This is a genomic window from Clostridium sp. AM33-3, assembly GCF_003480315.1.
In the GTDB taxonomy this organism is placed as follows: Bacteria; Bacillota; Clostridia; order Lachnospirales; family Lachnospiraceae; genus Brotaphodocola.
The window spans coordinates 26,244-50,395 of sequence record NZ_QUIV01000006.1 but is presented as its reverse complement, the minus strand read 5'-3'; the positions used below and the strand labels follow the sequence as shown (position 1 = coordinate 50,395).

General features: G+C 50.7%; 21 protein-coding genes. 18 read left to right on the top strand and 3 right to left on the bottom strand.

Translation table 11 applies throughout. The features are described 5' to 3' along the window. The first annotated feature begins 42 nt into the window (after positions 1-42). From DW819_RS05005 to DW819_RS04980, 6 genes are all read left to right on the top strand, one after another. Positions 43-237, top strand: coding sequence for a M55 family metallopeptidase (locus tag DW819_RS05005; RefSeq protein WP_118732356.1), 195 nt, complete (start codon positions 43-45; stop codon positions 235-237). Between the two features lie 109 nt (positions 238-346). Beyond that, positions 347-1,438, top strand: a complete 1,092-nt coding sequence (locus DW819_RS05000) for a M20/M25/M40 family metallo-hydrolase (RefSeq protein ID WP_118719677.1) — start codon at positions 347-349, stop codon at positions 1,436-1,438. Further along, a complete protein-coding gene (locus tag DW819_RS04995) occupies positions 1,438-2,169 on the top strand; it encodes an AzlC family ABC transporter permease (RefSeq protein WP_243025593.1) in 732 nt (243 codons plus the stop codon). The genes DW819_RS05000 and DW819_RS04995 overlap by 1 nt, the downstream gene beginning before the upstream one ends. After that, on the top strand, positions 2,159-2,467 hold the full coding sequence (locus DW819_RS04990; RefSeq protein WP_118719679.1) for an AzlD domain-containing protein: 309 nt from the start codon (positions 2,159-2,161) through the stop codon (positions 2,465-2,467). Before DW819_RS04995 ends, DW819_RS04990 begins: the two co-directional genes overlap by 11 nt. A gap of 148 nt (positions 2,468-2,615) precedes the next feature. Beyond that, positions 2,616-3,017, top strand: coding sequence for a DUF6465 family protein (locus tag DW819_RS04985; RefSeq protein ID WP_118732355.1), 402 nt, complete (start codon positions 2,616-2,618; stop codon positions 3,015-3,017). 181 nt (positions 3,018-3,198) lie between these two features. Next, positions 3,199-4,635, top strand: a complete 1,437-nt coding sequence (locus DW819_RS04980) for an RsmF rRNA methyltransferase first C-terminal domain-containing protein (protein ID WP_118732354.1) — start codon at positions 3,199-3,201, stop codon at positions 4,633-4,635. A 132-nt stretch (positions 4,636-4,767) separates the two neighbouring features. Here DW819_RS04980 and DW819_RS04975 read toward each other — a convergent pair whose 3' ends face one another. The 3 genes from DW819_RS04975 to DW819_RS04965 all read right to left on the bottom strand — a co-directional run bounded on the left by DW819_RS04975 (position 4,768) and on the right by DW819_RS04965 (position 8,542). Continuing rightward, the gene (locus DW819_RS04975) at positions 4,768-6,204 is read right to left on the bottom strand and encodes a DUF1576 domain-containing protein (RefSeq protein WP_182432568.1); all 1,437 of its coding nucleotides are present in this window, start codon (positions 6,202-6,204) and stop codon (positions 4,768-4,770) included. Between the two features lie 153 nt (positions 6,205-6,357). Beyond that, complete coding sequence (locus tag DW819_RS04970; RefSeq protein ID WP_118732352.1) at positions 6,358-7,260, bottom strand: RluA family pseudouridine synthase; 903 nt, start codon at positions 7,258-7,260, stop codon at positions 6,358-6,360. 4 nt (positions 7,261-7,264) lie between these two features. Then, complete coding sequence (locus tag DW819_RS04965; protein WP_243025591.1) at positions 7,265-8,542, bottom strand: DNA polymerase IV; 1,278 nt, start codon at positions 8,540-8,542, stop codon at positions 7,265-7,267. A 118-nt stretch (positions 8,543-8,660) separates the two neighbouring features. Between DW819_RS04965 and DW819_RS04960 the strand changes: the two genes are divergently transcribed. The 12 genes from DW819_RS04960 to DW819_RS04905 all read left to right on the top strand — a co-directional run bounded on the left by DW819_RS04960 (position 8,661) and on the right by DW819_RS04905 (position 24,096). Continuing rightward, a complete protein-coding gene (locus DW819_RS04960) occupies positions 8,661-9,932 on the top strand; it encodes a D-alanyl-D-alanine carboxypeptidase family protein (RefSeq protein WP_182432567.1) in 1,272 nt (423 codons plus the stop codon). A 162-nt stretch (positions 9,933-10,094) separates the two neighbouring features. Further along, positions 10,095-11,543 (top strand): carboxyl transferase domain-containing protein, encoded by a 1,449-nt coding sequence (locus DW819_RS04955; protein WP_118732350.1) that lies wholly within the window; start codon positions 10,095-10,097, stop codon positions 11,541-11,543. Between the two features lie 17 nt (positions 11,544-11,560). Next, the gene (locus DW819_RS04950; protein WP_118532163.1) at positions 11,561-12,337 is read left to right on the top strand and encodes an OadG family protein; all 777 of its coding nucleotides are present in this window, start codon (positions 11,561-11,563) and stop codon (positions 12,335-12,337) included. A gap of 21 nt (positions 12,338-12,358) precedes the next feature. Then, positions 12,359-12,721 (top strand): biotin/lipoyl-containing protein, encoded by a 363-nt coding sequence (locus DW819_RS04945; RefSeq protein ID WP_118732349.1) that lies wholly within the window; start codon positions 12,359-12,361, stop codon positions 12,719-12,721. A 39-nt stretch (positions 12,722-12,760) separates the two neighbouring features. Beyond that, positions 12,761-13,909, top strand: a complete 1,149-nt coding sequence (locus tag DW819_RS04940; RefSeq protein WP_118732348.1) for a sodium ion-translocating decarboxylase subunit beta — start codon at positions 12,761-12,763, stop codon at positions 13,907-13,909. Positions 13,910-13,976: 67 nt separating this feature from the next. After that, positions 13,977-15,389, top strand: coding sequence for an oxaloacetate decarboxylase subunit alpha (locus tag DW819_RS04935; protein WP_118732347.1), 1,413 nt, complete (start codon positions 13,977-13,979; stop codon positions 15,387-15,389). Positions 15,390-15,615: 226 nt separating this feature from the next. Continuing rightward, positions 15,616-17,802 carry a cadherin-like beta sandwich domain-containing protein gene (locus tag DW819_RS04930; RefSeq protein WP_118732346.1) on the top strand — a complete coding sequence of 729 codons (2,187 nt, stop codon included), beginning with the start codon at positions 15,616-15,618 and terminating at the stop codon, positions 17,800-17,802. A 65-nt stretch (positions 17,803-17,867) separates the two neighbouring features. Next, complete coding sequence (locus DW819_RS04925) at positions 17,868-19,442, top strand: cadherin-like beta sandwich domain-containing protein (protein ID WP_118732345.1); 1,575 nt, start codon at positions 17,868-17,870, stop codon at positions 19,440-19,442. A 107-nt stretch (positions 19,443-19,549) separates the two neighbouring features. Next, positions 19,550-19,933: a GntR family transcriptional regulator gene (locus tag DW819_RS04920; RefSeq protein ID WP_118732344.1), complete on the top strand. Its 384-nt coding sequence runs from the start codon at positions 19,550-19,552 to the stop codon at positions 19,931-19,933. Between the two features lie 14 nt (positions 19,934-19,947). After that, complete coding sequence (locus tag DW819_RS04915; protein ID WP_118732343.1) at positions 19,948-20,568, top strand: UvrB/UvrC motif-containing protein; 621 nt, start codon at positions 19,948-19,950, stop codon at positions 20,566-20,568. After that, positions 20,565-21,602, top strand: coding sequence for an ATP--guanido phosphotransferase (locus tag DW819_RS04910; protein ID WP_118732342.1), 1,038 nt, complete (start codon positions 20,565-20,567; stop codon positions 21,600-21,602). Before DW819_RS04915 ends, DW819_RS04910 begins: the two co-directional genes overlap by 4 nt. A 25-nt stretch (positions 21,603-21,627) precedes the next feature. Beyond that, a complete protein-coding gene (locus DW819_RS04905) occupies positions 21,628-24,096 on the top strand; it encodes an ATP-dependent Clp protease ATP-binding subunit (RefSeq protein ID WP_118732341.1) in 2,469 nt (822 codons plus the stop codon). Positions 24,097-24,152 lie beyond the last annotated feature (56 nt).

The window sequence follows — 24,152 nt, the reverse complement described above, 5'->3', positions numbered from 1 at the left end:
TGGCCATGCCTGAGCACGTTACTCTGATCCGAGGGTGTCCCGGTGCTGTTCTTATCCGGTGATGAGCGTATCTGTGAACTATCAAAAGAGCTGGTCCCGCAGATTACGACGGTGTTCTCCAAGAAGAGTGTGGGCGGAAGTGCCTGGAACATATCGCCAAAGACTGTGATTGCAGATCTGAAGGCTTCTGTCGCAGAGGTGCTTTTGCTTACCAGATGTCCTTTTATCCGGGCATGAAGGCCGTAGACGCGCGCACCAACCGCTTTACCAGTAGAAACTGGATGGATATTGTGACAGCGCATTCATTTGTGGTATATTAGAAGAACATACAGGGAGGATATGAATCATGGCAGATTTAAAGACGATTGAGGATTTAACCAACGCTTTTGGCCCGAGCGGTTTTGAAGAAGAGGTTGTGAAAGCGGTACAGAAGCATTGCGAGGGGCTGAATTTAAGAAACGACGCAATGTATAATGTATATGCGACGATGCCGGACGCAAAGGGAAACCGTCCGGTGTTTATGCTGGATGCGCATACCGATGAATGTGGCTTTATGGTCCAGAACGTGGAGGATAACGGACTTCTCAGCATCATCACCCTGGGCGGATTTCATATGACCAGCCTTCCGGCCCACAGTGTCATTGTGCGCAATAGTAAAGGCGAAAAAATCAAGGGAATCATTACATCCAAGCCGGTACATTTCTTAACGGCTGCCCAGAAGGCCGACAATTCCCTGACGATCGAGGAATTAAAGGTGGATGTCGGAGCCAGCAGCAGACAGGAGATCGAAGAGGATTACGGAATCCACGTCGGTGATCCGATCATGCCGGATGTGACCTTCTCCTATGATGAAAAACACGGCATCTGTTCCGGAAAGGCTTTTGATAACCGTCTTGGCTGTGTCTGCATCATTGAGACCATGAAAGCCCTGATGAAGGAGACGGAGAGCCTGGCCGTGGATGTGGTCGGTGCCTTTGCTTCCCAGGAGGAGGTTGGCATGCGCGGCGCAACCGTGACTGCACAGCAGGTAAAGCCGGATCTTGCTATCGTATTTGAGGGATCTCCGGCAGACGATTTCTATTACCGTACCGGTGTAGCCCAGGGCTGCTTAAAGAAAGGTGTGCAGATCCGCCATATGGATAACAGCTATGTGGCAAATGACGCATTTATGGCCTATGCACATGAGATTGCTGACAAATACGGAATCAAGTGTCAGGATGCGGTAAGACGCGGCGGAAGTACCAATGCAGGTAAAATCCATCTGACCCATCAGGCGGTTCCGGTTCTGGTTCTTGGTATTCCGTCCCGTTATGTGCATACTCACTACAACTTCTGCGCAAAGGAAGATATCGAATCTACCATCAAAATGGCTGTTGAGGTTATCCGCGGTTTAAATGATGAGCGCATCCGTCATATTATGCGTCAGGATGTGTTATAATGCAGACCATGGAACAACAAAACGACAAAATATCTTTTTTTAAGGGAATGCGCGATGGAGTACCCATCGCGCTTGGGTACTTTGCTGTTGCTTTTACGCTTGGCATTACCGCAGGAAAGGCAGGGATGAATGCCCTGCAGTCTTCGCTGATGTCTGCGTTGATGCTCGCATCGGCGGGGGAGTTTGCGGCAATCAGCATGATCGGATCTGGAGCAGGGGTTATGGAGATGATCGTTACTACAGTGGTCATCAATATGCGCTACCTGCTGATGTCAAGTGCTTTATCCCAGAAGGTGCAGCAGAACAGGTCATTTCTCCACAGAATCTTCATGTCTTATGCGGTGACAGATGAGATTTTTGGCATATCCATGACAGTTCCGGGAAAGCTGAATCCGTTTTATCAATACGGTGCAGCCAGTGTTGCAGCGCCCGGCTGGGTAATCGGAACCTTTCTTGGTACGGTTGTAGGAATGGTCCTTCCGGCCCCGGTCATGAGCGCTATGAGTGTGGCCATATACGGCATGTTTCTTGCAGTCGTGGTTCCGCCGGCAAGAAAGAACAAGATCATTGCCGCAGTGGTAGTTATATCCATGTCGGTAAGCCTTTTATTCCAAAGCATTCCGAGACTTAAAAATATCTCATCGGGATTTCAGATTATCCTGCTGACCGTGCTGATTTCGGCTGCAGCGGCAATTCTGTTCCCGGTACAGGAGGAGCAGCATGCATCATAATATTTACGCTTCCATTCTGGTCATGTTCCTGACAATTTATGCCGTGCGGGCCCTGCCGCTGACGCTGATCCGCAGGGAAATCAGGAATCCGTTTATTCAGTCTTTCTTATATTATGTTCCTTATGTGAGTCTTTCTGTTATGACGTTTCCGTCCATCCTTTCTGCAACAGGAAACCGGATCACGGGAATTGTCGGATTTGTGGCAGGGGTGATCCTTGCCTGGATCGACGGAAATCTGTTCCGTGTTTCCATTGGTGCCTGTGTAGCAGTCTATATTGCGGAGATGATTTTGCATTAAAGTCGGAACAAACGTGTGCAGAGGCCTGTAAACCACTGGAAAACATTGACAAAAACAGGAAACAGATTTATAATGCCTTCATCGTCTGTCAAAAAACAGGTGATGGGGAGCAATTCATAATTGGAATCGAATGAGGAGGATAAGAACTATGGCAACAAGAAGAAACGCAGCTAAGGCACCAGCAAAAGCAGCACCGAAGACCGAGACCGTAAAAGCAGAAGCTAAGACAGCTGCAGCAGAGGTTAAAGCAGAAACTCCGGTAAAAGCAGTTGTTGAAGCACCGGCAGCAAAGCCAGTCGAGACCACCAAAAAAGCACCAGCAAAGAAAGCTCCTGCAAAGAAGGCAGACCCTAAGGCTTGCGTAGTTATTGAGTTCTCAGGCAAACAGATCGTAGCAAAAGATGTTCTGGACAAGGCAGTGAAAGCATATGAGGCAGACCATAAGGGCGCAGAGATCAAAACCATTGAAGTTTATGTAAAACCGGAAGAAAATGTTGCTTACTATGTTGTAAACGGAGAAGGTTCTGACGATTATAAGGTAATCTTATAATTCAGGATTCTCAGTTGTATCTGTATACTTTGTAAAGAGTGGAGGGGCTGTTGCAGACAGGTTCCAGAACGTTCTGGATTCCGTGTTGTGACAACCCTTCATTTGTTTGTTATAAATTACGGGAAATAAGGATCGGGAGCAGAAATCGCTGCCGGATAAAACGGATAAAGGAGAGAAACGGATGGAACAGCAGCAGGAGACCTGGAAACTTCCAGAGGCATTTGTGGCAAGAATGAAAGCGATGCTGGGAGACGCATGTGATATATTTCTTGCAAGCTATGAAAAAGAGCGGGCACTGGGGCTCCGGGTAAATACCATGAAGGTTCCGGCAGCGGAGTTTGCCGGTCAAAATCAGGCTTTGTTTTCCCTGCGACCGGTATCCTGGTGCCGGGAAGGCTTTTATTATGACCGGGAGAGCCGTCCGGGACGCCATCCTTACCATGAAGCAGGAGTATATTACATTCAGGAACCGAGTGCCATGGCAGTTGTGGCTTTGCTTGCTCCAAAGCCGGGTGAACGTGTGCTGGATCTGTGCGCGGCTCCGGGGGGCAAGACAACACACATCGCGTCACGCCTGGAAGGACGCGGACTTCTGGTCAGCAATGAAATCCATCCGGCGCGGGCAAAAATCCTTTCCCAGAATGTGGAGCGTATGGGAATTGGCAACGCTGTCGTGACAAATGAGGATTCGGGAACCCTGGCTGCATTTTTTCCGGAGTTTTTTGACTGTATGGTCGTGGATGCGCCGTGCTCCGGAGAGGGGATGTTCCGGAAAGATGAACAGGCCAGAAATGAGTGGAGTGAGGCAAACGTAAAGCTTTGCGCAGAGCGCCAGCAGGAGATTCTGGACAATGCGGCAGAGATGTTAAAGCCGGGCGGCAGAATGGTATATTCTACCTGCACGTTCGCACCGGAAGAAGATGAAGCCGGAATCTCTGACTTTTTGAAACGACATCCGGAGTTCTCGGTAGTGCGCCTGGAGCCGGGCGGATATCCCGAGGGTCTGTCCTGCGGGCACCCGGAATGGAGTCAGGATCAAAATCCAGATCTTAAGTACACCTTCCGTATCTGGCCCCATGAGGCGGAGGGAGAGGGACATTATCTGGCTCTGCTGAAAAAGGACGGAACCTGGGCGCCGGAAGACAGCCGGAAGCGAAAACAGCCAAAATACTGGAATGACAAGGCAGGCAGAGCCTATCTCGGGGAATTTTTCAAAAAGTCCCTGACGGAAGAAGGATATGCGCTGTTAAAGGACGGTATGGAACAGCTGATTCTGTTTGGAGATCAGCTGTATATGCTGCCGGATGGCATGCCGGCACTGGACCGTCTGAGAGTGCTTCGTCCCGGACTGCATCTTGGGGAATTCAAAACAAAACGTTTTGAGCCGTCCCATGCGCTTTCTCATTTTCTGAAGCCTCAGCATGCAGTATCTGTGTGCCGTCTGGATCCGGAAGATCCCCAGGTGCTGGATTATCTGAAGGGAAACACAGTCCGTGGGGAGGCCGGCCTCTCTGGCTGGACGCTGGTCTGCATTGGGAAGTATCCTCTTGGATGGGGAAAGGCAGTTTCCGGTGTGGTAAAAAATCATTATCCAAAAGGGCTTCGCATACAGGGTTAGATCCCTGATGTGCGAAGCCCTTTTTTATATGATAGGAAATTGCGTCCTATCATATAAAAACGCTCCGCGAGGATGCGCCAAGGCACATTCTTTTTTGTATCATGGAAAACAGATGCATTGCCGATGTGCTGCTCAGTCATGGGTTCGGAACGTTTCAACAATTGCGATCATATCTTCTTTGTTCAGCTTTTTATTGTTCATAAAGTTTCTGGTTTCCGGAATGTAATGTTCCAGGATCGGTAGCAGTATAAGCGCTGTGATACCTGCGGTGAAGCCGCCGTTGTACAACACCAGGCCGCCGTGCAGGGCAGAGGTTGCGGTACACATGGATGCGCACATGAAGCCGGCGGCAATGCCGGCGCGTCTGCCGTAGCGCCCGGAAATCGGGCACAGGCCGGTGGCAAATGCCACACCGTTGATGTATCCCTGCGTGGTAATGGTCCAGCTGATCTCTCTGCCGTTGAGATAGCAGATCGTCAGTGTGAACAGATACAGAAGCTGATATCCCGCAAGAATCGGCCAGATATTTTTCGGATGCTGCCCCATGCAGGTAAAAGTCAGAGCTGCCAGGATCACACCGATGGTGGCACCGGTAAAACCGGCACCTTCCGTGTAGACCATGATGATATCCAGGTAGAACAGGAAGAATATTCCCACTGTGCCAATGTTAATGAGGCAGAGCGGCATACCGTATTGAGAGGCAAAATCACTCTGATGTCCGGTGTCCCGGGTTAGCTCTTCATATCCAAGAAAGCTTTTGCCGTTTAAGAAAAATCCGGTCAGAATGCAGATGATAAAAGCAAGCAGGAAGAAACAGTTGGCATACAGCTGAAAGGAGCGGCCAAACTGTTCGTAAACCGGATTGAAGCGGGTCAGCTTGGAAGATGGATCAATTCCCATGGTGTTGTAAAAAAGGTTAAACAGGAAAAAACCGAACACGCCGAATGCCAGTCCGCCATTATACAAGTTGTAACCTTTGTGCCATGCGTGGGCCCCCGGGAGAATGGCCGGTACGATAAAGCCCAGCATGATCGAAAAGGCGATGGTCAAAAGCACGCCGCTGACCGTTAGTGTCGGATGCCCGAACACAAAGGTATCCTGGGTGTAACGGAATAAAAGTTCACCGATAAATGGGCTGAATGAAGTTGTGAACATGCAGACGTGCAGGTTGTTTTTAAAATTCAGCTTCTTTAATCGAAGATAGAGAAACGGGGCCAGAAAGCATGGCCACATGGTCAGAAAGTTCAGTCCGTAAAAGCAGTGCGCTACTACAAGAAAATAACCGGCCAGTGTGCTGGGACGGGAATCTCCTTTTAAACCGACCATAAAAAGCCAGCAGGCCATGCCGCAGGCGCCGGCATTTAACATGGCGCTCGGCAGACCGCCGATCTCCAGATAGTCTGTAACCAGCGGGCTTGGTGATGTCATGATAAGATACCAGCCGTGGAGTATGCTGCCAAGTTCTCCTGTGTAGATGGCTGCGACCAGCGAAGAAATCAGAAAAGAAACGGAGAAGCCGAGAGCTATCCCGTTGATGATAGTACTGTTGGATATTTTTTTACCTTCCATGCATAAATCCCCTGTAGCGATATTTTTCATTCTGAGTAGTGTTCTGATTTTCAATTATAGAGCAGCGGGTATTTCATTTCAAGGTAATTTCTTAACGAAACTTGTACGGAATTCAGTGCAAAGTTACTGTGTGCCTGCAGGGCAGGCATTTGTTCAGGCATCTGGTAAAAACTGCTGCATATCCGCCGGGACAGGGGCTGTAAATTCCATGGGGATGCCGGAAATCGGATGTGAAAAGGACAGCTTCCAGGAGTGCAGGCTCTGACGCTGTAAAAAACGGTAATCCGGATTATAAAGGAAATCACCGTAGAGGGGATGGCCGATATGCTTCATATGGACCCGGATCTGGTGGGTACGTCCTGTTTCCAGGTAAATTTTAAGGAGAGAGGTGTCGGTTTGCGGCTGGTAGAAGAGCAGCTCATAATGGGTCAGAGCAGCTTCTCCGTGGACGGGGTCCGGGACACGCTCGATCGTGGAGCCCGGGAGTCTCGCAATGGGAACGTCAATCGTTCCTTCCGGCTGTTCTGAGAGGTTCCCGCTGACTGCGGCCAGATAGGTGCGGTGAATCTGGCGGTTCCTCACCATATCAGAAAGGATACAGCTGCTCAGTGCATTTTTTGCGACGATCAGAAGCCCGGTGGTATCACGGTCCAGGCGGTTGACGGCACGGAAAACAAAGGGTTTTTGTTTCTGTTTAAAATACCAGGCAAGTCCGTTTGCCAGAGAGTTGGAGAAATTGCCCTGGGATGGGTGGATGGGAACATTCCCGGCTTTGTTTATGACCATCAGATCCTCATCTTCGTAAAGAATGGACAGCGGCATGCGCACAGGAACAATATTTTCCGAAGAAGTCTCTTCTGCAAATGTGACATCCAGCCGGTCACCGGCTTTCATGCGGAAGGTGGTATAAACCTTTGCCCCGCGGATCATCAGTCCGTCTTCAGTCAGTTTGATACGGTTGATCAGACTTTTGGAATATCCATGGGAGCGAAGCAGTGCTTCTACGGACTGTCCGTCTGTGGAAGCAGTGTAGGAGTGGCGGATGATATGGTCCATGTTGTCAGAATTCCTTTCCGGTGTTATGCTGCGATGCCTGATTTAAATGTTTCTTACGGCTTACGGCGTGGGGAGTCGGGCTGTTTTCCTTAAGAAAGCTGGCGCGCTGCACGCTGTCGATGCCGTAGCGGCCGCGGATATGGTCCACAGCTTTTTCCATAGCCCGCATTTTCTTCTGCCGCTCATCTTCAAACAGGCTCATTTGTTCAAACGGATCCTCCTGGATCTGTGAAGTGCGCAGTCCGATCAGCCGGACCGGCGTTTTGTCCCAGAATTCCTTCAGGAGGCGGCAGGCGGTGTCATAGAGAACCGAGGTGGAGTCAGTGGGGCTTTTTAAGACGCACTGATGAGACTGGCTGGTGAAGCGCCAGTCCTTTAATTCCACAGTAACGCTGTTGCAGCGGACACTGGCCTCCCGGAGCCTTGCTCCCACGGTTTCGCTTAAGGCAAGCAGGACCTGACTGGCGGTGTCAAAGTCAGAAACATCCTGCGCCAGGGTAATGCTGTTTCCGTAACCTTTGCGTGTGGGATCCGGAGGGGCCACAGGATCCTGGTCAATGCCGTTAGCGTAGCGGTACACCTGGGTGCCATATTTATCACCGAGGTGGGCTCTTAAGATATCCGGATCACAGGATGCTGCATCACCAATGGTGTGAAGCCCGATGCGGGCCATTTTATCTGCGGCAGATTCGCCTACAAAGAGCAGGTCGCGCAGGGGAAGCGGCCACATTTTCGCTACGATCTCAGATGGGAATAGCGTATGGGTCTTGTCCGGCTTCTCAAAATCGGAAGCCATTTTTGCCAGAAGCTTATTGGATGAAATTCCAACATTCACCGTGAAGTTCAGTTCCTCCCGGATGCGCCTGCGGATCTGATCTGCGGCTTTTCTGGGAGGTCCGAACAGATGAATGGTTTCGGTCATGTCCAGAAAGGCTTCGTCAATACTGAATTTTTCAATATCCGGCGTATATTCAGAAAGCAGGGCGAGCATCTGCCGGGAATATCCGGAATAGATATCAAAACGGGAGGGGACAATGACCAGCTCCGGACATTTGCGCAGGGCGGAAGCAATGGTTTCTGCCGTTACCACGCCGTATTTTTTCGCCGGCGTGGATTTGGCCAGGATAATGCCGTGACGGGAACGGACATCGCCTCCGACCGCGGACGGGATCAGCCTGAGATCCTGAGCCTTTGGATCCCGGGAAAGGCGATATACGGACTCCCAGCTTAAAAAGGCAGAGTTTACATCAATATGAAAGATCAGCCGTTTTCTGGATTCCACAATTCTATTCCTCCTGTTGCTGCATGGTGAGCCTGATATGCTTCCTATCATAGCAGAATATCCGGATTTTTACCAGAATAGGATAGAAAGACAATGCGATAATCGCGGGGCGTGTGAATTGAACAGAACAGGAAAGAAAAACAGGATCATCGGACTGATGGCAGGGATCAGCATCGGGTTTGCGGTGTGGGGAAGCGTACGCCCGGAGCCGGATCTGTGGCAGGGGGCGGAAAGTATGCTGGCAGAGAGCAGCCGGCCGGTATCAGAGACGAAACAGCAGCTGTCCCTGCATTCCCTGAGTGCCGTGTTGATGGATGCAGACAGCGGGCGTATTTTGTATGGAAAGGACGAGCATCAGGTACGGCCTATGGCCAGCACTACAAAGATCATGACCTGCATTCTTGCGCTGGAGCTTGGAAATCCGGAGGATTTTTGTGAGATTTCAGAAAAAGCGGCAGGGCAGCCAAAAGTGAAGCTTGGCGCGCCGGCTGGGAGCCGTATCAGGCTTAAGGATCTTTTGTATTCCCTGATGCTTGAGTCCCACAACGACTCAGCAGTGGCAATTGCGGAGCATATCAGCGGCAGCGTAGAGGCCTTCACGGAAAAGATGAATCGCAAGGCACAGGATATTGGCTGCGTGGATACCACGTTCCTGACACCGAACGGACTGGATGCGGAGAAGCAAAATGCAGATGGAGAGGTGATCCGTCATGGTACGACAGCCGCTGAGCTGGCAAAAATCCTGCGTTATTGTACGAAAACGTCCCCAAAACATGATGAATTTTTAACGATAACGCGCTGCCGAAGTTATTCTTTTTCTGACTCTGAGGGATATAATACCTACAGCTGTCAGAATCATAACGCTCTTCTGGATATGACACAGGAGGCTGTGACCGGAAAGACCGGATTTACCGGAGGCGCCGGCTACTGTTATGCGGCTGAACTGTCCGACGGTGAAAGGAGCTTTATCCTCACGCTTTTAGGATGTGGCTGGCCTCCGCATAAAGCCTGGAAATGGGAGGACGTACAGAAGCTGTACAGCTATGGCAAACAGAATTATTTCTATTGCGATTTTGCTTTTGAGGAAAACAGACTCCGGGTCCCACTGCTGGGAGGAGCGTATAAAGACTGGATTTACGCAGTTTCTGAAAGTCCGGAACAGAAGAGGAGTTTTCATCTTCTGGTATCGGAAACGGAGCGGCCTGTGGCAGAGTACGATATGAAAACGATCCTGGATGCTCCGGTGAAGGCAGGGGATGAAGTCGGAGTGGTCCGTTACCGGCTCGGGCAGGAGGAAATCGGCCAGAGCCACTACTGCTCAGAGGAGGATGCAGCGGCCTGGGGGCTGTCGTACTGTCTACAGCGGATCCTCGATTTCTGGATATTTTGAAATTGTAAAAATATTTCAAAAAGACTTGAATTTTATACGATGACATTATATTATTATAATCGGCAGAAATTGGATTTACTAAGCGATTTATTGTCTTTCCCTTAACAATGTGAACGGAAAAGTACAGAAATCGTCAAATATTTCAAAATGGAGGATTGCAAAATGAGTAATCAAACATCAGCAAGTAACAGAATCAACGCATTACTTGATGAGAACAGTTTTGTTGAAGTTGGCGCTTATATTACAGCAAGAAGCACCGATTTTAACATGACTGACAAGGAGACTCCGGCAGATGGCGTGATCACCGGTTACGGTACCATCGAAGGAAACCTTGTGTATGTGTACAGCCAGGACGCTTCCGTACTGGGCGGCTCCTTAGGTGAGATGCACGCAAAGAAAATTTCCAACATCTATTCCATGGCAGTAAAGATGGGCGCACCTGTCATCGGTCTGGTAGACTGTGCAGGTCTTCGTCTGCAGGAAGCAACGGACGCATTAAACGGTTTTGGTGAGATGTATTTAAGCCAGACCATGGCATCCGGCGTGGTTCCGCAGATCTCCGCTATCTTTGGTACCTGCGGCGGCGGTATGGCAGTAGCTTCCGCTATGGCTGACTTTATCTTTATGGAAGAGAAAAACGCAAAATTATTTGTAAATTCTCCGAACGCAATTGATGGAAACCGTGTTGAGAAGTGCGATACTTCCAGCGCTGCATTCCAGAGTGAGGAAACCGGACTTGTGGACTTCACCGGAAGCGAAGAGGATATCTTATCCCAGATCCGCTCCCTGGTAACCATCCTTCCGGCCAATAACGAGGATGACATGTCCTACAGCGAGTGCACCGACGATTTAAACCGTGTATGCTCCGATCTTGAAAATTATGCAGGAGCAACCGATCTGGCACTGGCACAGATCTCCGATGACAACTTCTTCTTAGAGGTGAAGAAGAACTATGACAAGTCCATGGTAACCGGCTTTATCCGTCTGAACGGAACCACCGTGGGCTGCGTGGCAAACCGCACTGCTGTTTACGCGGCAGACGGTGTGAAGGAAGACGAGTTCGATGCAGTTCTCTCCGCTAACGGCGCAGAAAAGGCAGCAAAGTTTGTTTCCTTCTGTGACGCATTCAACATTCCGTTACTGACCCTGGTGAACGTAAAGGGCTACAAGGCATGCAAATGCACTGAGCGCCGCATCGCAAAGAACGCAGGCCGTCTGACCTACGCTTTTGCAAACGCAAGCGTTCCGAAGGTAACCGTCGTAGTCGGCGAGGCTTATGGTACCGCATACCTGACCATGAACTCCAAGTCCATCGGTGCAGATGTGGTATATGCATGGCCGAACGCAACCATCGGCATGATGGATGCTTCCGCTGCAGCTAAGATCATGTACGCAGACGAAATTGCAAAGGCAGATGATTCCGTTGCACTCATCAATGAGAAGGCAGCTGCTTATCGTGAAATGCAGTCCAGCGCACTTGCAGCGGCAAAGAGAGGATATGTAGACGATATCATCGAGGCATGCGACACCAGAAAACGCGTGATCGCAGCATTCGAGATGCTGTTTACCAAAAGAGAGGATCGTCCGGACAGAAAACATGGAACGGTTTAGAATGAGGTGACAAATATATGAAACAGTATATGAAACGAGTTTTGTTAGTGTTAAGCATGGTAGTCAGCCTCTTTGCTCTGTCCGCATGCTCCAACAAGAATGCTGCTGAGGCAGAAACTATGGATCCGCAGACAGCTTCCTACATTTCTCAGATCTCGGAAAACCTGCTCCAGACCATCGCCGAGATGGACGAAGCCACAGCAGAGGAGTCTGAGACCGGCCTGTTAAAGCAGGGCGAGGACGGACTTGCAAGCGGCCTGACTTCCTGGATCGGTGTCATGAAGGACACCGGCGCGTTCGTAAGCGTCCTTTCCTCCGATACCGAGCTTGGCGAGGATGATCAGTATGTATGTGTGATTCAGGCACAGTTTGAGAAACGCAACGTAGAGTTCAAAGCATTCTACACCATGGATCCGCAGAGCCAGAACTTAAATCCGGTCAGCCTGACCTTCAGCCCGGAGTACACCGTAGGCGAGAATATGGCAAAGGCAGGTATGAATACCTTACTTGGTATGGGTACCGTATTCCTGGTACTGATCTTCATCAGCATCCTGATCAGCTGCTTCAAGTTCATCAGCGTCTTCGAAAACAAGATGAAAGCAAAGAACGCAGCTCCGGCACCGGCAGCAGCTCCAGTGGCAGCACCGGCAGCAGAAGAGGAAGAGCTTGTGGATGATCTGGAACTGGTGGCTGTCATTACTGCGGCTATCGCAGCATCAACCAACTCATCAACCGACTCCCTGGTAGTACGCTCCATCAAACGTGCACCGGGCGCAAAATGGAAAAGAGCATAAGCGAATAGGAGGATTCTTATCATGAAAAATTACACAATTACTGTGAATGGCAATGTATACAATGTAACTGTTGAAGAGGGAACCACTGCTGGTGTAGTTCAGGCTCCGGCAGCAGCACCGAAGGCAGCTCCGGCAGCTCCGAAGGCAGCAGCTCCGGCCGGCGCTCAGGGTTCTGTAGTTGTAACCGCTCCGATGCCGGGTAAGATCCTGGCAGTAAAGGCTAACGCCGGACAGACTGTAAAGAAAGGCGATGTTATCATGGTTCTCGAGGCTATGAAGATGGAGAACGATATCGTAGCTCCTCAGGATGGAACCGTTGCAAGCATTAATGCAGCAGCAGGCGACGCAGTAGAAGCTGGCGCTACTCTTGCTACATTAAACTAATAGCTTGCAAAAAAGCAAGTTCCACATGGAGGGATTAAAATGGATTATATTGGATCTACTTTGGCCAATCTTCTTCAGCAGACCGCATTCTTCAATCTGACCTTTGGAAACTTTATCATGATCCTGGTGGCATTCGTGTTCCTGTATCTGGCGATCAGAAAAGGATTCGAGCCGCTCTTACTGGTTCCGATTGCGTTTGGTATGCTGTTAGTTAATATCTACCCGGATATTATGGCTAACCCGGAAGATATGTCCAATGGCGTAGGCGGACTTCTTCACTACTTCTTCATTCTGGATGAGTGGAGTATCCTTCCGTCTTTGATTTTCATGGGTGTCGGCGCAATGACCGATTTCGGTCCGCTGATCGCAAACCCGAAGAGCTTCCTGCTTGGCGCAGCAGCTCAGTTTGGTATCTACAGTGCTTATTTCCTGGCAATTTTCATGGGCTTCAATGATAAGGCAGCAGCAGCTATCTCCATCATTGGTGGAGCAGACGGCCCGACTTCCATCTTCCTTGCAGGTAAGCTTGGACAGTCCGAGTTCATGGGACCGATCGCAGTAGCAGCTTACTCCTACATGGCTCTGGTTCCGATCATCCAGCCGCCGATCATGAAGGCTCTGACCACAGAAAAAGAGCGTAAGATCAAGATGGATCAGCTCCGTCCGGTTTCCAAGCTGGAGAAGATTCTGTTCCCGGTTATCGTAACCGTAGTAGTCTGCCTGATTCTGCCGACTACCGCACCGCTTGTTGGTATGTTAATGCTTGGTAACCTGTTCCGTGAGTCCGGCGTTGTAAAACAGCTGTCCGAAACCGCAAGCAATGCCCTGATGTATATCGTAGTTATCCTGCTTGGTACTTCCGTAGGCGCATCCACCAGTGCAGAGGCTTTCTTAAAGGTAACCACCTTAAAGATCGTTGCCCTGGGTCTGGTAGCATTCGCAGTAGGTACCGCAGCCGGCGTTATCTTCGGTAAGATCATGTGCAAGCTTACCGGCGGTAAGGTAAACCCGTTAATCGGTTCCGCAGGTGTATCTGCAGTGCCGATGGCAGCCCGTGTATCCCAGAAGGTTGGTTCTGAGGCAGACCCGACGAACTTCCTGCTGATGCATGCAATGGGCCCGAACGTAGCAGGTGTTATCGGTACTGCAGTTGCAGCCGGTACATTCATGGCAATTTTCGGCGTTTAAAATTCAATCATTTCTTGCTGCAGCAATATAAAGTTGCCGCAACATATAAATTTGGAGGTAAAGAATCATGGCTGAGATTCAGAAAAAACCGGTTAAGATCGTTGAGACTGTCCTGCGTGACGCTCATCAGTCCCTGATCGCAACCAGAATGAGCACCGAGCAGATGCTTCCGATCATCGATAAAATGGATAAGATTGGCTATTATGCAGTAGAGTGCTGGGGCGGCGCAACCTTTGATGCTTCTCTTCGATTCCTGAAGGAAGATCCGTGGGAGAGACTGAGAAAGTTAAGAGCCGGCTTTAAAAATACAAAATTACAGATGCTGTTCCGTGGCCAGAACATTCTGGGTTACAACCACTACGCAGATGATGTAGTAGAGTACTTTGTACAGAAATCCGTTGCAAACGGTATTGATATCATCCGTATTTTCGACTGCTTAAACGATCTGCGCAACCTGCAGACCGCTGTAAAGGCAGCAAATAAAGAGAAGGCACACGCTCAGATTGCTCTGTGCTATACCCTGGGCGATGCATACACTCTGGATTACTGGAAGGACATCGCAAAGAGAATCGAAGATATGGGCGCAGATTCCATCTGTATCAAGGATATGGCGGGTCTGTTAACCCCGTATGCAGCACAGGAGCTGGTAAGTGCATTAAAAGAGTCTACCGAATTGCCGATCGACCTGCATACCCACTATACCTCTGGTGTAGCTTCCATGACTTACTTAAAGGCTGTAGAGGCAGGCTGCGATATCATCGATACTGCAATGTCTCCGCTGGCACTTGGTACCAGCCAGCCGGCAACCGAGGTTATGGTAGAGACCTTCAAGGGAACTCCGTACGATACCGGTTTATCCCAGGACAAGCTTGCTGAGATCACCGATTACTTCGCACCGATCCGTGAAGAGGCTCTGAAAACCGGTCTGTTAAACCCGAAGGTACTTGGCGTTAATATCAAGACCCTTCGCTATCAGGTTCCGGGCGGTATGCTCTCTAACCTGGTCAGCCAGCTGAAAGAGGCAGGTAAGGAAGATAAGTATCAGGAGGTTCTTGAGGAAATCCCGCGTGTTCGTAAGGACTTCGGTGAGCCGCCGCTTGTTACCCCGTCTTCCCAGATCGTTGGTACCCAGGCTGTTATGAACGTTATCTCCGGCGAGCGTTACAAACTGGTTCCGAAGGAGTCCAAGAAGATCATGCTCGGCGAGTTCGGCCAGACTGTAAAGCCGTTCAACGCAGAAGTGCAGAAGAAGATCATCGGCGACGAAACTCCGATCACCTGCAGACCTGCAGATCTGATCGCTCCGCAGCTGCCGCAGTTCGAGAAAGAGTGTGCTCAGTGGAAGCAGCAGGATGAGGATGTCCTTTCCTACGCTCTGTTCCCGAAGGTAGCAGAAGAGTTCTTCAAATACAGAGAGGCTCAGCAGACCAAGGTAGACGCTGCTGTGGCAGACACCGAGAGCAAGGCTTATCCGGTATAATTAATACAGAATTAACGATAGGAGCAGGAAGAAATCTGTGAAAACAGGTTTCTTCCTGTTTTTCCATGTTACAATCCATGAAATTCTTACAATTTTTTGTGATTCTGTGAAGTTTCTTTGCTTTCCGTTGACGCAGTCGGATTTTGTCATTATAATGTAACATAGCGTAAATTTGTCGGGAGCAGGATCCTGTCCCAGACAAATGCGATACTAAGGAGATCATCAAATGAGAAAACAAACCTTGAAAAAAGGTCTGGCTGCGGTTCTGGGACTGGCTTTATGCATGCAGATGCCATCTGTGAACAGTGCACTGCAGCTTTCCGCATATGCGCAGGAACGTGCCGCTACCATCAATGCTTCCAGCTTAAATGTCCGGAGTGGTGCGGGAACCTCCTATTCTTCGGTTGGAAAACTGGGAAAAGGCGCGGCAGTTACCGTGGTAGGTGAAAAAGCCGCTTCTGACGGGAAAACCTGGTATCAGATCCGTTATACCAGCGGCGGCTCGACTCAGACAGGATATGTATTAAGCACCTATGTGAAGTTTCCGGTGTCCTACAGCCATGATTCCAGCTTTGAGTCCCAGCTTTCCGCGCAGGGATTTCCGGAATCCTATAAGACCGGGCTGCGTCAGATCCATGCCCAGTATCCGAACTGGACCTTCACTGCTGTGAAGACCGGGCTGGACTGGAATACGGTTATTCAGAACGAGGGAGTGCTTGGACGAAATCTGGTACATACCAACAGTATCTCTTCCTATAAATCACTGGCAGACGGAGCTTACAACTGGGATTCCGGCACCTGGACAGGATTTGACGGAAACACCTGGGTGGCGGCATCCACTGAGATCATCAGTTATTATATGGATCCGCGGAATTTTCTGGATGAAGTCAACGTATTCCAGTTCCTGGATCAGAGCTATAACGCATCCCTTCATACAACAGAGGGACTTCAGTCCATGTTAAAGGGAACCTTTATGGAAGGCAATGTAAGAACGGGTGCGGTTGCTTCCGGAAGTACATCCGGCGGCAGCTCATCAGGAAGTACTTCCGGCAGCAGTTCCTCCGGTTCATCGAAGGTCATTACTGTGGGCCCCGGCGTGTCGGGAGGCAATTCCGGTGTTACCTCATCAACACCGGGGAAAAACGAAGGTTCCTCATCCGGCAGTGCCAGTCAGACGCCGTCCTCTGACGGAGATCATCAGGTACGTCTGGAAGGACCGAGTGCCTCCATCAGCAGAAACCGTGCAGAGCTTTTGACGTCCAGTGTTGTGATCGGTGTTGGCCCGGGAGCTGCGTCTTCAAACAATGGAAGCACTGCGGGAAGCAGTCCGTCCGGTGCGACATCTTCAGCTGCACAGACACCGGGTGTGGCTGCAGGAAGCGGAGCTTCGGTTTCTAGTGTCAGCTATGCCGATGCGATCATGAGTGCAGCGAAAGGCTCCGGCGTCAGCCCGTATGTGATCGCAGCCATGATCATTCAGGAGCAGGGACGCAACGGTACCGGTAATTCCATTTCCGGAAACTATGCAGGATATACCGGCTATTACAATTATTTTAATGTAGGCGCGTATGCTTCCGATGGGATGGGAGCGGTGCAGAGAGGTCTCTGGTATGCATCCCAGAGCGGAAGCTATGGCAGACCGTGGACTACGCCGGAATCCTCCATTGCAGGCGGTGCCCAGTTTTATGGCACCAACTATGTGAAGGCCGGACAGGATACCCTCTATTTAAAAAAATACAATGTCCAGGGCTCCAATATATATAAGCACCAGTACATGACCAACGTAGATGGAGCGGCTTCTGAGGGGTCTATTTTTGCAGAGGGCTTCACTTCCCAGCAGAAGAGTACGGCACTGAATTTCAAAATTCCGGTATACAGCAATATGCCGGAAACTCCGTGCGCGCAGCCGACTCTTAGCGGCAGCCCGAACAATAAGCTAAACGGTCTGGGAGTGGAGGGCTTTACCTTAACGCCGACCTTTAACCGCGATACCTACTCCTACGATCTGATCGTAGACCATTCTGTATCCAATGTAACGGTCAGCGCATCAGCGATTGATTCCAAGGCATCGGTACGTGGCAACGGAAATGTATCTCTTTCCAGCGGAATCAATGATATTTCTGTAGTTGTAAGAGCTGAGAATGGCACTGAGCGCACTTACACGATCCATGTAGTCCGTCAGGCCGGCGGTCCGACTTATAACGGAGGGATCAGCAGCGGGACTTCAGGAAGCGGTTCTTCCAGCGTTACCGTTGGAGGTCCTGGAAGCAGCTCGGCGGGCAGCTCCTCCGGAACCACATCCTCCGGAGTGATCACGGTGGGACCAGCAGGCGGATCTACGAGCTCGTCCCCGAATTCCGGATCTTCCTCAGGAGGAAGCCAGGTGACATTTTCCAGTCCGGGCGGTAATTAAAATCAGTGAGGGCGGCGGCTGAAAGAAGCCGCCGCTTCAGTAAAGAAACAGGAGATAAAATAATTATGAACAGAAATTGGAAACAGATCTGGATCCGGTTTGCCATGGTGCTGATGCTGGCTGTGGCAATCCCGTTTCAGAGTTTTGCAGGGAATGCGCGTATCGCGTTCTCAGATCCTACCGCGGAGGTGGGAAGTGAATTTACGGTAAACGTAAAATTTACCTGTACGACCGGTGAGAAAATTGGCAAGACGGTTGTGATGCTTTCTTATGATACCAGTGCCATGGAATTTATTGGCGGTGAGCCGGATGTCAGCGGCGGAAACGGAGCCATCCGTGTGATCGGCAGTGTGAGCGGAAGCAGCGAGTCTGCCTCTACCATTCGTTTCAAAGCACTGAAGGCAGGAAGCAGTAAGATTGAAGTAACCGATTATGAAGGTTATGACGCAGATGAGCAGCTGCTGGACATTACCCAGCTTGGAAGTTCTTCTGTTACTATTAACAGCACAAGCACAGCGGCAGCGGCATCTGGTGACACTTCCCTGTCCTCCCTTCAGATTTCTCCTGGTACCTTGAGCCCTGCGTTCAGCGCTGAGGTTGACAGTTACACCGCATCTGTAAGCCTGGATACCGAAAAGCTTACCGTGAGCGCAGTACCGGCCAGCGATAAGGCAACCGTTGCTTTAAGCGGAACTGATCTGCAGGAGGGTGAGAATACCGTAACCTGTACGGTAACCGCTGAGAATGGTACCAGCCATACCTATACGATCCTGGTGAACCGTGTAGAGGGCGGTGAAAGCCTTGCCGACGGACAGGAGGAAACGACAGCTTCGGCTGAGAATGTTGAGGTCCTGGCAGAGCTGGAGGCATCCAGAACCCCACTTAAGATTGGCATTGCTGCACTGCCGGCAGATGTAACGGTTCCGTATGGCATGAAGGAAACCTCCATCACCATAGGCGAGACCAAGGTTCAGGGATGGGTACCGGATACTCAGGGCGGACAGCCGGAGTACTGCATCTTCTACGGTGTGAGTGACGCCGGAACAGTCGGCTTCTACCGTTATGACCTGACTGATAAGACCATCCAGCGTTACTTTGAGCAGAGCAGTGAGGGCAATTCTCAGAGCCTGGAGCTTCAGGATCTGGCAGAAAAGTATAATGCTCTGGTAGATGATTACAATATTGCAAGAATCGCTCTGGTGGCTGTAGCGGCAGTCGCAGTCATTCTTCTGATCCTCCTGATCATCAGCCGCATTGGAAGAAACCGCCGGATGGAAGAGACAGATGATATGGATTACGATCAGCTTGACGAGCCGGCAGAGAAGAAACAGAAAAAAGAATCCAAAAAGAACGGACGCAGACTCAGCAAAGAAGAGCGTTATATGATGGGAGAAGAGGACGATTACGAAGAGGATCCTGATTTCCGGGATAACGCATCCGAAGATCCTGATGCAGAGGAATATCTGCCGGAAGCAGCAGATGATGCAGATGCCCAGCTGGACGAAATGAAAAAGGAGCTGGCTGCCAGTGTGGCAGAGAAACCGGAGCACGGCGCGGAAAAACGCGGTGAAGAACCGGCGGCAGGAGCAGATTCGGAGAGCGATGATTTTGAAGTCTTCGATCTGGATGACGACCTTTAAAAGCTGAAAGGAAAAAGCAAAAAAGCGGTGTATTGACTTCGCCGCTTTTTTTGCTATAATACTGTTATACAATTTCTATAACAGAGAATTCGAAAGATGGTGAAAACATGATCATTAAGATTGATTTTGAAAGCGAGGAGGCAATCTATATCCAGCTCAGGAACCAGATCATCATGGGCATAGCCACAGACCGGATCCGAGAAGGCGATTCTCTGCCATCTGTCCGTCAGCTTGCAGAGAATATCGGAATCAACATGCATACCGTAAATAAAGCTTATGCGGTCCTGAAGCAGGAAGGATATATCAAACTGGACCGACGGCGCGGGGCTGTAATTGCTCTGGATATCGACAAGCTTCGCTCGATCGAGCATTTGAGAGAGGAACTTTCCGTTCTTCTGGCAAGGAGTGTCTGTAAAAATGTCTCCAGAGAGGAAGTTCATGCTCTGGTTGATGAGATTTATGATTACTACACCGGCAGCCGCGAGAGTTAGATGGAGGAATTGCCATGTTATGTGAGCGTTGTAAGATAAGAGAAGCAAATATTCAATATACAGAAATTGCCAATGGAGTTCGCACCGAGCACAATTACTGTGCACAGTGCGCCAAAGAGATGGATTTTGGTCCCTATTCTGCCATTTTTGAGGGGGAATTTCCGTTAGGCAAGCTTTTGTCGGGGCTTTTAGGAGTGCCGGGGGAGGAATCGGAGGAAGAAAAGACCGGTCAGATCATCTGTCCGACCTGTGGCACCAGCTATGATGATTTTGTGAAAAACAGCCGGTTTGGCTGTGCGGACTGCTACAGCGTGTTTGATCTGCTGATCCACGATAAGATCAGGCAGCTTCAGGGCAATGTGCGTCACACCGGAAAGCATCCGAAATTCCAGAAAATCAAGGCGGATCCATTCCATCTGGCCTCTTGTGACCAGCCGGAGAAAGGCACCGCAGACATGACTCCCGCAAGCTGCAAAGAACAGACTCTGAATACGGATGCGGCAGTGGAAAATGAAACTCAGCTGCAGATCCGAAAGCTGGAGGCAAGACTCCGGGAGGCGGTGCGTGCGGAAGAGTATGAGATCGCAGCTGACTGCCGTGACCAGATCCGGGCACTGAAGGAGGCGCAGTCATGATGAAATGGTTTGAGGAAGTAAACCGGACACGGCCTGCCGTGATCTGCAGCCGTGTGCGTCTTGTGCGGAATCTGGAACAATATGCATTTCCATCCAGGCTTGATGGAAAACTGGCAGAAGAGATGATCGGACGCCTGGAGGATGGCCTGAAAGATCTCGGCACTGCTGACGGCCGCCATTATGAGCAGGCAAGGCTGCAGGAGCTGAGTGATCTGGACCGCAGAGCACTTCGGGAGCGCCGGGTGTTTAACTCCACCATCGCTTCCGGAAAAGCGCCTGCTGGGGTCATGGTATCAGATGATGAACGCGTGGGCATCGTATTAAACGGAACAGATCACATCCGCATCCAGCTGTTTGCCTCCGGTCTGCATCTGGATGAGCTCTGGACCCAGGCAGGGCTGATCGATGATTATCTGAATGAACGTTTTGATTATGCCTTTGATGATAAGTATGGTTACCTGACCTCATTCCCCACCAGTGTGGGAACCGGGCTCCGGGCGTCGGTGGTACTGCACCTGCCGCTGTTATCCCAGAGCAAGCGCTTTAACGGCATGGTGACCGAGATGACGCGGTTTGGAGCTTCGGTGAAGGGCATGTATGGGGAGGGTGAAGAAAATTGCGGATCCCTGTATGAGGTCAGCAATCAGAAAACCCTGGGCATGACGGAAAAAGAAATCCTGGACATGGTGACCAAGGTGGCACTGCAGCTTACTGCCCAGGAGGAGCAGATGCGAAAGCTGGCGCTGGATAAGAACCGGGTATCCAGAGAGGATGATGCCTGTCGTGCTTATGGCACATTGAAATATGCCAGAAAGCTGACGATGAAGGAAGCTATGACGCTGCTTTCCCGGCTCATGGCCGGCTGCGCAGATGGGCTTTTGCGTATGGAGGAGCCCTGCGCGGTATACCGCCTGATGCTGGGGATCCAGCCGGCTAATCTTCAGAAGCTTTCCACCAGACCTCTGGGAAGGGAAGAACTGGAGATGGCACGGGCTGCTTATCTGCGGGCAGAGCTGCCCCAGCTTTTGGCTTAAGACAGATACAAGGAGGACCTGAATTTTGATAGACAGAAATCGTTTTACAGAACAGGCCTGGAATGCCATCGCACTGTCTACCCGGACAGCGAATGAGCTGGGCCATAATTATGTGGGAACCGAACATCTTCTGGTTGGGCTGCTGCTGGAGGAAGAAGGCGTTGCGGCAAGAGTTCTCGATGCCAACGGTGTAACGGCAGATAAGGTGAAAGAGCTGATCAGCCAGCTCATTTTTCCCAACCAGAATGTGGGAACCATCGGAGAGACCGTATATACGCCAGGGGCTGTACGGGTATTGAACCAGAGCTATCGGGAGGCTGTGCGGTTCAAGGCGCCGCTCATCGGAACGGAGCACCTGCTGATCGCCATGATCCGGGAAAGCGACTGCGCAGCAGTACGGCTGCTGAATACCATGGATGTAAGCCTGCAGAAATTGTACGTGGATCTGCGCGGTGCCATGGGCGAGGACGGAGCAGATGCGCGAGAGGAGCTTCAGTCCTCCGGATCCGGAGCAGATGGCAGTGCGGCGACTCCGACATTAAACAGTTTCAGCCGTGATCTGACGAAGCTTGCCCGGGAGGGGAGGCTGGATCCGGTGATCGGCCGGGAAAGTGAGATCCAGCGTGTTGTCCAGATCCTGAGCAGAAGAACGAAGAACAATCCCTGCCTGATCGGTGAGCCGGGTGTCGGCAAAACCGCAGTTGTGGAGGGCCTTGCCCAGATGATCGCAGGCGGCAATGTGCCGGAAACCATTGCAGATAAACGCGTGATGACGCTGGATCTGTCCGGCATGGTAGCCGGATCCAAATACCGCGGTGAATTTGAGGAGCGCATCAAGAAGGTGATTTCCGAAGTAACCGAAGACGGCAATGTACTTTTGTTCCTGGATGAGATCCATACCATCATCGGAGCAGGCGGTGCGGAGGGAGCCATTGATGCCTCCAATATCTTAAAGCCTTCCCTGGCCCGTGGAGAGATCCAGCTGATCGGCGCCACAACTCGGGAGGAATACCGCAAGTACATTGAGAAAGATGCAGCACTGGAGCGCCGTTTCCAGCCGGTTGTGGTAGAGGAGCCGACAGAGGAGCAGTCCATCGCCATTTTAAAGGGCCTGCGCCCGAAATATGAGGAGCATCATAAGGTAACCATTACGGATGATGCACTTGTGGCTGCGGTCCGTCTGTCTGCCCGCTACATCAATGACCGCTTCCTTCCGGATAAGGCCATTGATCTGATCGATGAGGCGTCCTCCAAAATCCGCCTGACCACATATGTGGAGCCTGCGGAGATTAAAAGCCTGACAGAGGACATTGACAAGTTAGAGCTCCAGAAGGAACAGGCTATTAAAAATGAGGCATATGAGAAAGCCGGTGACATCAAGAAGCGCCAGCAGAAGAAGCGGGAAAAGATCGAAAAGCTTCGCGAAAAATGGCAGAAGGAAAAAACATCCAGGAAGCTGATCGTCGGAGAAGGCGAGATTGCGGATGTGGTTTCCGGCTGGACCAAAATCCCGGTGAGAAAGCTGGCAGAGGAGGAATCAGAGCGTCTGCGCAGGCTGGAGTCCATTCTGCATGAGCGCGTAGTGGGTCAGGAGGAGGCTGTGACCGCTGTGGCAAAGGCTATCCGCAGAGGCCGTGTGGGCTTAAAAGATCCGAAGCGTCCGATTGGTTCCTTCTTATTCCTGGGACCAACTGGCGTTGGAAAGACCGAGCTCTGCAAGGCACTGGCGGAAGCGATGTTCGGTACGGAAAATGCCCTGATCCGCGTTGACATGTCGGAGTACATGGAGAAGCACAGTGTCTCAAAGATGATCGGATCACCGCCAGGATATGTAGGCTATGAGGAGGGAGGCCAGCTCAGTGAGAAGGTCCGCCGGAACCCGTATTCCGTGATCCTCTTTGATGAGATCGAGAAGGCACACCCGGATGTATTTAACATTCTGCTGCAGGTACTCGATGATGGCCACATCACGGATGCCCAGGGCCGCAGGATTGATTTTAAGAATACTGTGCTCATCATGACCTCCAATGCAGGCGCGGAGAACATCATTTCCCCGAAACGCCTGGGCTTTGCCTCCAATGATGACGCGAAAGAGCGCTACCGCTTCATGAAGGAGCGTGTCATGGAAGAGGTGAAGCGGATGTTCAAGCCGGAGTTTTTAAACCGTATTGATGAGATCATCGTATTCCACCAGCTTTCTCAGGATCATATGAAAGAAATCGTGGATATCATGCTGAAGAGTATCTGCAGACGCACTCTGACCCAGATGAACTTAAAGCTCACGGTAGATGACACGGCAAAGGCATTTCTTGTGGAAAAGGGCTATGACGAAAAGTACGGTGCCCGTCCGCTGCGCCGCGCGATCCAGAATCTGCTGGAAGATAAGCTCGCTGAGGCTGTGCTGGACGGTGAAGTTAAAGCCGGTGATGAAGTAACCGTTACCAAAGGAGAAGACAGCTTGAAATTTTTATCGGCAGAAGTGATAAAAAACTAGATTAATTTTGTCGGTTGTTGTATAATCCTATGAGAAATATGAAAATACCAGGAGGG

Bases quoted from the DNA above. Each gene is read 5' to 3' on its own strand.
- DW819_RS05000 (WP_118719677.1), top strand. From the start codon at position 347: ATGGCAGATTTAAAGACGATTGAGGATTTAACCAACGCTTTTGGCCCG.
- DW819_RS04995 (WP_243025593.1), top strand. From the start codon at position 1,438: ATGCAGACCATGGAACAACAAAACGACAAAATATCTTTTTTTAAGGGA.
- DW819_RS04990 (WP_118719679.1), top strand. From the start codon at position 2,159: ATGCATCATAATATTTACGCTTCCATTCTGGTCATGTTCCTGACAATT.
- DW819_RS04985 (WP_118732355.1), top strand. From the start codon at position 2,616: ATGGCAACAAGAAGAAACGCAGCTAAGGCACCAGCAAAAGCAGCACCG.
- DW819_RS04980 (WP_118732354.1), top strand. From the start codon at position 3,199: ATGGAACAGCAGCAGGAGACCTGGAAACTTCCAGAGGCATTTGTGGCA.
- DW819_RS04975 (WP_182432568.1), bottom strand. From the start codon at position 6,204: ATGGAAGGTAAAAAAATATCCAACAGTACTATCATCAACGGGATAGCT.
- DW819_RS04970 (WP_118732352.1), bottom strand. From the start codon at position 7,260: ATGGACCATATCATCCGCCACTCCTACACTGCTTCCACAGACGGACAG.
- DW819_RS04955 (WP_118732350.1), top strand. From the start codon at position 10,095: ATGAGTAATCAAACATCAGCAAGTAACAGAATCAACGCATTACTTGAT.
- DW819_RS04950 (WP_118532163.1), top strand. From the start codon at position 11,561: ATGAAACAGTATATGAAACGAGTTTTGTTAGTGTTAAGCATGGTAGTC.
- DW819_RS04945 (WP_118732349.1), top strand. From the start codon at position 12,359: ATGAAAAATTACACAATTACTGTGAATGGCAATGTATACAATGTAACT.
- DW819_RS04940 (WP_118732348.1), top strand. From the start codon at position 12,761: ATGGATTATATTGGATCTACTTTGGCCAATCTTCTTCAGCAGACCGCA.
- DW819_RS04935 (WP_118732347.1), top strand. From the start codon at position 13,977: ATGGCTGAGATTCAGAAAAAACCGGTTAAGATCGTTGAGACTGTCCTG.
- DW819_RS04930 (WP_118732346.1), top strand. From the start codon at position 15,616: ATGAGAAAACAAACCTTGAAAAAAGGTCTGGCTGCGGTTCTGGGACTG.
- DW819_RS04925 (WP_118732345.1), top strand. From the start codon at position 17,868: ATGAACAGAAATTGGAAACAGATCTGGATCCGGTTTGCCATGGTGCTG.
- DW819_RS04920 (WP_118732344.1), top strand. From the start codon at position 19,550: ATGATCATTAAGATTGATTTTGAAAGCGAGGAGGCAATCTATATCCAG.
- DW819_RS04915 (WP_118732343.1), top strand. From the start codon at position 19,948: ATGTTATGTGAGCGTTGTAAGATAAGAGAAGCAAATATTCAATATACA.
- DW819_RS04910 (WP_118732342.1), top strand. From the start codon at position 20,565: ATGATGAAATGGTTTGAGGAAGTAAACCGGACACGGCCTGCCGTGATC.